Origin of the sequence: Mesorhizobium sp. M7A.F.Ca.CA.004.04.2.1 (assembly GCF_004022825.1) — a bacterium.
Classification (GTDB): domain Bacteria; phylum Pseudomonadota; class Alphaproteobacteria; order Rhizobiales; family Rhizobiaceae; genus Mesorhizobium.
The window spans coordinates 1-8699 of sequence record NZ_RZPH01000150.1 but is presented as its reverse complement, the minus strand read 5'-3'; the positions used below and the strand labels follow the sequence as shown (position 1 = coordinate 8699).

Annotated in this window: 7 protein-coding genes; 6 read left to right on the top strand and 1 reads right to left on the bottom strand. The window is 60.8% G+C overall.

All coding sequences use genetic code 11. The annotated features are described in order from the left end of the window. From EN893_RS09640 to EN893_RS09620, 5 genes are all read left to right on the top strand, one after another. A partial coding sequence (locus tag EN893_RS09640) for a tail fiber domain-containing protein (protein ID WP_206640097.1) occupies positions 1–808 on the top strand: 808 nt, incomplete at its 5' end. Next, a complete protein-coding gene (locus EN893_RS09635) occupies positions 805–3078 on the top strand; it encodes a phage tail tip lysozyme (RefSeq protein WP_127272555.1) in 2274 nt (757 codons plus the stop codon). The genes EN893_RS09640 and EN893_RS09635, both read left to right, overlap by 4 nt. Next, a complete protein-coding gene (locus EN893_RS09630) occupies positions 3078–5204 on the top strand; it encodes a hypothetical protein (RefSeq protein ID WP_127272556.1) in 2127 nt (708 codons plus the stop codon). Before EN893_RS09635 ends, EN893_RS09630 begins: the two co-directional genes overlap by 1 nt. Positions 5205–5880: 676 nt before the next feature. Next, on the top strand, positions 5881–6264 hold the full coding sequence (locus EN893_RS09625; protein ID WP_127273274.1) for a hypothetical protein: 384 nt from the start codon (positions 5881–5883) through the stop codon (positions 6262–6264). Between the two features lie 174 nt (positions 6265–6438). Continuing rightward, a complete protein-coding gene (locus EN893_RS09620) occupies positions 6439–6648 on the top strand; it encodes a hypothetical protein (protein WP_127270279.1) in 210 nt (69 codons plus the stop codon). Between the two features lie 77 nt (positions 6649–6725). Here the strand turns inward: EN893_RS09620 and EN893_RS09615 are convergent, their stop codons facing one another. Continuing rightward, the gene (locus EN893_RS09615; RefSeq protein WP_127270278.1) at positions 6726–8120 is read right to left on the bottom strand and encodes a recombinase family protein; all 1395 of its coding nucleotides are present in this window, start codon (positions 8118–8120) and stop codon (positions 6726–6728) included. A 284-nt stretch (positions 8121–8404) separates the two neighbouring features. Here EN893_RS09615 and EN893_RS09610 point away from each other — a divergent pair, with 284 nt between their 5' ends. Then, positions 8405–8662, top strand: a complete 258-nt coding sequence (locus EN893_RS09610) for a helix-turn-helix domain-containing protein (RefSeq protein WP_306255447.1) — start codon at positions 8405–8407, stop codon at positions 8660–8662. The last annotated feature ends 37 nt before the right edge of the window (positions 8663–8699 follow it).

Here is an 8699-nt window from a genome sequence, read left to right as displayed (position 1 = left end):
GTCCTATGACATCCCGACCTACACGGCCACGCAAACGTTGTCGGGAACCGGTCAGGCGATTAAAGACCAGACCGACCAGGCAAAGCTGAACCTGGGCGAACTGGCGGCCGGCCAATCGTCGTTTCTGAAGGATTGGCTCGCCAAGCCGGTCGACCTGTCCAACGACGCAACCGAAGGCCGGTTGATGGATCTCGGCATGAAGCGCCTTCAGCCGGCGCTCGATGCTCGCCGACAGGCGAACGAAGCCGACTTGATCAATCGCGGCATCCGTCCCGGTTCGGATAACTACGCCCAGGCGCAGAACATCCAGGACCAGGGAGAAAACGACGCCTACAATTCGTTGCTGCTGTCCGGTCGCGGGCAGGCGGTGCAGGAGGCCTTGGCCCAGAATTCGGCCCCGATCAACAACCTGACGGCGCTGCTCTCGGGCTCACAGGTCAGCCAGCCGAACTTCGTCAACGCGAACATGCCGACCATCCCGACGACCGACACGGCGGGGCTGATCAACACCAACTACAATCAGCAGCTCCAGAAGTGGCAGCAGGACGCCAGCAGTGGCAGCGATTTGATGGGCGGTCTGTTCGGATTGGGCGCGAACCTGATCAAGTTTTCGGACCGCCGCCTGAAGAAGAACATCCGCGCAATCGGCACCTTTGCCAACGGCCTGACGAAGTACGTGTTCGAATATCTCTGGGGCGGCGGTGAACAGGTCGGCGTCATGGCCGACGAGGTGCGCGCCTATCGGCCTTATGCGGTGACGACGGTCAACGGCTTCGATGCCGTCGACTACGGGAGGGCATTCGCATGACCGCACAGCCGGCTTTCATCTTCGGCGGAGATACTGGCGTCCAGACGCCTGAAGAACTCGCGCGACTTCGCGCCATCGCGGACGCCCTTCGCGGTCCGGCGGCACCGAAGACGGTCGGGCAGGGCCTTTCTGCCATCGGCGAGGCTCTTGGCTACCGTATGGCCAACGGCAGGGCAAACAGGGCGGAAGCGGACTGGCGCAAGAGCGGTGACAGCGTGTTTTCGGCGCTCTTTGGCTCGGGGGCCGGTTCGACCTCCGCTGCTGCCGGTGGGGCTCCCGTGGCCGAAAGCGGCAATGTTGCGTCCTCTGGCATGGGAGGGGCGGCTGGTCCAACTCCGGACCTTTCGGGAAACGGCATTTATTCCGGTTTCATGGACACGGTGAAAAGCAAGGTCACCAATCCCAATGGCCTCGCCGCCGTCGCGTCAACTGCGAACGCTGAAAGCCGGTTCAATCCGAAGAACGCCTTCGGTTCTTGGTCGGACCCGAGCGAAAGCGGTGAGGCTGGCACGGCAGGCGGAATCCTGTCTTGGCGCGGCCCACGTTTCGAGGCGATGCGACAATTCGCGGCCAAGAACGGCGGCGATCCCAGCAATCCTTCGCCACAGCTCCAAGCGCAGTTCTTCCTTCAGGAAGATCCGACGCTGATCGATCGGCTGAACGCAGCAAAGTCGCCGACCGAAGCCCAGCAGATCATGAACAATGCATGGAAGTTCGCGGGCTACGATCGACCAGGCGGCGAGGCCGCGCGGCGTATCGCACAGGCCAACTCGTTCGCATCGCGGTTCAGCGGTTCCACTTCGGACCCGGTGCAAGTGGCGAGCCTTGACCCAGCCTCGGGCATGGCACCCGCAGGCACCGCCGTCGCCAACGCCCTTGCTTCTCCCGCAGCCTCCGCACCGCAGCAGACACCCGCGCAAGCCTTGTCTGGCGCGCCGCAACAAGCTGGCGTCCAGTCGCCGCGTGCGGTTGATAGTGGCGGCATCCCGCAGAGGGGCGCTGTGCTTGCCGGCGGTCCTGGTGCGGCGCCAGGCCCGCAGGGCGTGCAGGTTGCGGGCGGTGGCCCAACCGTTCAGCAGCTCATGCAGGCGGCGACAGATCCCCGGCTGTCCGAACAACAGCGCGGCGTGGTTGGCATTCTGTTGAAACAGAAGATGGCCGCAGCCGACCCGGCCACGCAAATGGAGATGGAAAAGAACCGGCTCGACATGGAGAAAACCCGCATCGAGACGGAACGGCTGCGCAATCCGCAGATGACGCCGGCCGAAAAGGCGAGGCTCGATCTCGACGAGCGCAAGATGCAAGCCGACCAGGACAAGCTCATTGAGGTTGGCGGTTCTCTTGTCGATCCGAAGACCCATCAGGCCGTCTATACGGGTCAGCAGACCGATTGGGAGAAGCTTGACGACGGCACGCTGTACAACAAGCGCACAGGTGAAACGAAAGCTGTCGCCGCATCGCCCGGCGGCGGCCAAGCAAACATGTTCAAGGGAAATGCAGTCGACGCCCAGGCGCTCAACTGGCTGGTAAACAACAACAAGGTCACACAGGAACAGGCGGCCCAGATCGCGGCCGGCAAGACCATCACCGGCCCGAATGGAGAAATGATGTTCCTGACGCCTTCCGGCATCGTCGCACAGATGCCTGGACAGGCTCCCCAGCCCATCGCACCGCCCGCCGCCGCGCCTGGTCCCGCTTCACCGCCGGCCTCTCCGGCGCCCGTGCAAACACCTCCGGCGCCGATCGCACCGATGAGCCCGCGCGCCGCCAACCCGGTTCCCAACCAGAATGCGGGAATCGTCCCGCTGACCGGTCCGAAGTCGAAGCCGCCGAACGAGCAGCAGCAGCGAGACGCCAAGCTGTATTCAGTGGTCGCGCCCGAGCTGAAGATTGTCGAAGATAATTTCTCCGCTTTGTCTAATCTCTCGGATCAGGCGCTTTCAGCCGTGCCGCACGGATCGGACTACGGGGCGGATTACCTGAAATCGTCGGACTACCAGCGCGCTTCGAACTCGCTGAAAACAATAATCGCATCCTATCTCTACAGCGTGTCCGGAGCCACGGCGGCGCCGGCCGAAGTGGAAAACCAGGCCTCCATCCTGACGCCCAAGCCGGGCGAGGCAAAGGAATCGGTCAACGACAAGCTGGCGCGCGTCCGTGCGATGGTCGACGCCATCAGGAGCAGTCGCGGCGGCGGCGATGCTCCGGCTGGGGAGCCGACCGGCGCCGGCACGACGAGCAACGGCTTGAAATGGAGCATTGAACCCTGATGGCAACGCTCAACATCCAGGGCCAAAAGGTCAAGGTCGACGACGCCTTTCTGTCGATGACGCCCGAGCAGCAGAACGCGGCAGTGGACGAGATTGCCAAGTCGCTCCCGGCCGCGCCTCCCAACGCAGCCGCAACGGATGCTGACGCTCGCGCGAAAGCAGGGATCGCGAAGGCGCAACAGATCATAGCCGGCGGCGGCCCCGAGCCGGAAGGCGGCCACGAGGCACCCACGTTTGTTCCGAGTCCTGACATGGGCGCCATGGGAACCTACCTGACATCGACAGGCGAGGGCGTGCCGATCGCCGGTCCCTACATCGATAAGGGTCTTACAGCCGCGTCCGCTGCCATAGGCTCGCTTCTCACTGGCGAACTCTATTCCAAAGTCAATGCGGAGATGACCCGCATGAACGAGGCGAGCCGCGAGGCCCACCCTGTCGCGCGGACGCTTGGCAACGTGACGGGTGCGGTTGCCGGAACATTGCCGGCGATGATGGCTGCGCCAGAGGTGTTTGGCATTGGAGCTGCGTCGAAGCCTCTGCAATATGGCCTTAGCGCGCTTTCTGGAGCCGCGATCAACGGTGCGGATTCTGCTGTGCGTTCGGGGGGAGATATCAAAGAAACCGGCAAAGGCGCCGGGATCGGGTTTGCGACTGGTTTGGCTGCGCCATTCTTGGCGCCGCTGATCGGCAAGGGCGTCAAGGCCGTCGCCGACAACCTCCACATCGGCGCGGTCGCGCGCGCCCTCGGGCTCGACAAGACCGCCGCCAAGGTCTTGGCGGGGGCTGTTCGTCAGGATGCCGTAGATCCCGCTGCACTGTCGCAGCTCGGCGACAACGGCATGTTGATGGACCTTGGCGCGAACATGCGGCATACCGCCGGCGCTATTGCCGCCACCCCAGGCGAGGGCAAGGCAATCGTTCGAAACGCAATCGGCGCACGCGATGCTAATGCTAACTGGCGTATCCGGTCGGCCCTTGATGAAACGCTTGGCGAAGCTCCCACGCCCTCGCGCATCATCGATCGAGCCAATACCAACCAACAGCGCCTCGCGCCTGAATATCAAGAGGCATTGCGCGATGCTGGCCCGGTCGACACTTTACCGATTGCCCGCTATCTCGAAACCGAAGCCCAGACGTTGCGCGGCGAGCCGCAGCGCCTTGTGCAGCGTGTCCGCTCGATGCTGGACCATCAGCCAACGCCGGCTGACATTGCTCGGGCTCGGGCCGATGGCCAACCGCCCCCCGGCACGTCTCTAGTTTCGGACGCGGGCGAATTGCTGAACACGCGGCACGCTATAGACGACATGTTGGAGACAACCCAGGGAACGAACGCCGTCAACGCCCTGACCACGGCGCGGCAGACTGTTGACGACGAGCTTCGGGCATCGGTTCCCGGGATCAAGGAAGTTGACGCGAAATATGCAGAGCTGGCCCGGCAGAAAGAGGCTGTTGGGCGTGGCCAATCCGTCCTTTCAAGCGGCCGGGAAGCGCCGCGCCCCGACGAACTCGCCGCAGAAGTCCGGCAAGGTGCATTGCCGCAGGGGCTGCAAGTCGGGCCGTCCGCTGTGCCGCTTCGGTTGCGTGAAGGCGCTCGGGCGGAGATAGAGCGCATCGTCGGTACCAACGCAAACGACCGTGTAGCGCTTCAGCGGCTCATCAAGGGCGAAGGCGATTGGAACAGGGCTCGTCTGTCGACGCTTTTCGGGTCCGACAAGGCCCGCTCCATCATCGATCTGCTTGACCGGGAAAAGCTGTTTGCCGACACGTCGAACATCGTCACGCGCAATTCGGAGACGGCGGCGCGTGTCGCTGCTCGCGAAGCAATTGATCCCGCCAACGCCCCCGGGTTTGGCTTACGCGAAGGCTTCATTGCCGGCGGTGCCCGCGGCGCGGCCCGAGCGGCCGGCATGCGGACGGTGGATAAGGTCATTGACGCCTTGAACAATGGCGGAAACGAAAAGGCTATAGCCGACATGGCTCGCACGCTGATAGGCGGCCCGCAACAGAGCGCAGTATTGGAAGCGCTTATGAAGGCCGGCCGGGGATCTCAGATTCAGCAGTCACAGGTCGATCGCGTTGCGCGAGCGCTTTTGCTCAGCGGCCCCGCCGGGGCCAACCGCCCTTGAATACCGCACTTTGCGGTCCTCATAGTACCAGATAAGCAGAACCAGGACTGTCCCCGCCATAAAGCCGACGACCAGCCCCATCATGAATTTTGGTTCAAGACTGCTAAGAAACCAGTCAAGCCCCTGATGCAGTACCGCCAGCACCGCAATCGTAATCAAGGCGGCAATTATCTGAAGGACGGTGTTCCGGGACATGTGGCGGAACATATGCGGAAACAGCCTGTATTGAAAGATGCGGGGCAGGCGGCCGATTTAGCATCAGGTTAGGGCGGCAAGAGTTGGAATCCGCCCGACCATCGCAACTATCCCCGACGCCGCAAGTTGACCTATGCTGGTTGATCCCAGCTACTACAGACCTTGCCCGCTACCGAGAGGTGGCGGGCTTTTTGTCGCGCGATTGACACGCTGCCCGGCCTAAGCCAAAGAGTGACACATTGCGGATTGGCAAAGGGGAATGTCGATGAAGAAGATCTATCAGAAGCCCGTTTTCACGAAGCGTGAGCGACTGTCGTCCGTGACGGCTTCGCCAACCCCATCATCTCTTCCCCCGTTGGATCCGACCTAACCAAATCCGGGGAAGTAGCGAATCGCCGCTCAAGGGCGGTCAAGCAAGCCCGCTGGCCTCACGGCCGGCGGGCTTTTTCATTTCCGAGGGCAAGAACCCGACCAAAGCCCAATGCCGAAGCGCAAAGGTCTGACCCGTGAAACATTGGAGTTCTTTACACGTTTGATGCAGCCGACGTTCAACAGTCCCCTCATCGTCGGTTGGTTGATTACCCGCCACGGCTCGCTTGGCGTGGCGGGTATTCATCACGGAGAGCGCATGCAAACTGGTGAGATCATCGCAACGCCTTCGAAACGGCGTTGGTCGCGGTCCTGGCCCCAGCGGCAAGAACTAGCGGAACCTATTTTTCTGCTGCCCATGAATGATAATCGGCGGCCCAATGGATTGGGACACGAGCTACCGACGGGGTGGCAGCGCGCAGGGGTGCTTATTGCGGCCGCTGCTTTGGTGTCATCCTTGTGCGCCCTGCTGCTGGCATCTTGGATGTCAGGTTGACGGACAGGCCGCAGTGTCCGTTCCGGCCAATGTTTGGTATAAAGGTCTACTCCACCACAACGAGCAGAGGCCTGTGCTTTGGCTGTTCGTGCCAAATGACTTGGCGTAGGTCGCGCATTTTGCGTTTAAAGGGCGTCTGCGGCATTCTACACGGACTTCGGGGAGGTGCGATCAATGCCGATTCGACGGAAAGCGACTGAAGCCGGTGTCTTGCAGCCGTCGGAACTGGCGCTGTTGGGCCGCGTCTTTGAGCAGTTGAAGCTTGATGGCCAGTCGACGGATGCCCGCGACTCCATCGCATCCCGGATCATTGCGAACTTCATGGCCGGCGTGACCGATGAGGCCGAGCTGGTCTCGCTCTCCCGGCAACCGCTCGGCCGCTAGGAGGCAACTAATGGAGGGGATGTTGGCCATGGACGTACAGCCTTGGCCGGCCCGTCACTGCTTCCTCAAGGCTTCGATCACTCTGAGGATGCTGTCGGCCGAGCAGCATGCGCGTTCCGGCGCCGAGCGGCAGTTCGCTGTCGGGCTGCCGAGATACTTTCGCTCGTTGTCGTAGGAAAGCCAGCTAGGCCATAGGCGTTCACAACCGACCCGAAACGCTTGATGAAAAGTTTGTGATTTGGGAGGTGGCGGTCCTTGTCGATCAAAGCGATTGTGATGTAGCCGAACTTTGCGTGCAATCGGCGGATGCCATCTAGCAGATCGTCATCCGAGTAGTATTTACCTCGTTGGCCGGTTGGCGGACATATGAACCCAGCCGCCTTATAGGCGGCCTGTAGGCTCCCGAAGTGCACCCAATATGCATGCGCCGAGGGTGTGTAGGGGCAATTGTTGATTATCGCCTGCGAGAGCTTCTTTTTCTCTCGTAAGAGGCACTTCAGATTTCTGATCATGTCGGGGTCTCGGAGGGCAAAGACCCGTCCCAAGCTGAATTCCCGCTGCACTCGGGCAAATGTTTTAGGTTCAATAATAGGCTCCATCACCCTGGTCCGGACCCAAAGATCAGGAGGGTTGCGGCGCACCGGATTTTTCATTTTGTGGTTGGTCCGGTTGAAGACGTAGTATCCTGTCATCAACTCGTTTCGCAACACGCCTTTGACCCGTCCCCAACGCCATAAGTCGCCATCCGTCGACGGTATCTTTTCGTCATTCAATGTCTTGGCGATGTTCGCAATGCTTTGTTTCTGCGCGAGAAACATGCGAAAAATTCGCCGTACTATTTTGAGCTCCTCGTCAGGTCCAGGCATAAAAACTACGCGGTCTGATTTGAGCCCCTTGCGGTCGCCCGGCCCGAGGAACAATCGCGGCGTTCCGTCATGGCTAACCAAAAAGCGTCTGATGCCATAAGGCACGGGGCCGCCCTGTTTAAATCCGAGGCAAGCTTGCTGAATTTGCGCTCTGTAGATTTTGGCGGAAAGTTCGCGGCTGTACTCGGCCGCCATTACCCGCTTCAGGTTCTTTACGATGCTGGCGACCATGCTGCCGTCATTGTCGAACGGTTCCCCGCAGTAGTGGACATTGATGCCTGCATCGCGGCAGATAAATTCATAGTGCGCGGCCTGGTCCGTATCCTGGAATCGTCCCCACCGGCTGACATCCAGGACGAGGATCACGGAAAAGCCGCCCTGACCAGTCACGACATCCGCGAGCAGTTGCTGTAGTCCGTCCCTCCCTTTCAGACTTAGGCCGCTCTTGCCTGCGTCGGCATACGTGCGGACAACGGCAAAGCCTCTCATCTCGGCATACTCCGAAATGGCCGCTCTTTGATTATCGAGTGAATACCGCTGATGGTCGGTTGACATGCGAAGGTATTGCGCTGCCGGGACGCGAAGAGCAGTCGAGAGTTCGGGCATCGCCGGCGCTCCTTAATACCGTCCGACGGTATTAAGGGAGAGTAACACGGGGCGAATTTGCTGATTAAAGAAAACGGGCGATATCCATTGTCTCAAATCATTTAGTACACTGTAGTGCACACGATCAGGTCGCCGCCGTGCAGCTTGCCGGAGTTCGTCGAGGAACTGGCACCCGTCATCAATGCCGGTCCGATCGACACCTTGGACGCCTTTTCTCTAATTTGGCATTTTATACGCCATCGCGTATATCACCATTTTATACGCATTCGCGTATTCGGAGGACCATGATGCTTGACGCGATAGCGCGCAATGAAAAGCAGATCGGCGCAATCCTGCGGCGCGCCCGTCGGAAAGCAGGGCTTACGCAAGAGGCGCTTGGAGATCGAGTGCACCTCCGCCAGGGCACAATATCGCACCTTGAGGCCGGAAAGCCTGCAGTGCAGCTGCGAACCTTGATGGTAACGCTTTCTTCCCTCGGTCTGGAAATTGTCGTTCGTCGGCGCACCAGGGGCAGCCCTGCTGACTTCGAGGACCTGTTCTAGGGGCGGTGCAAAAGATCACGCACCCAGTGGCAATCAG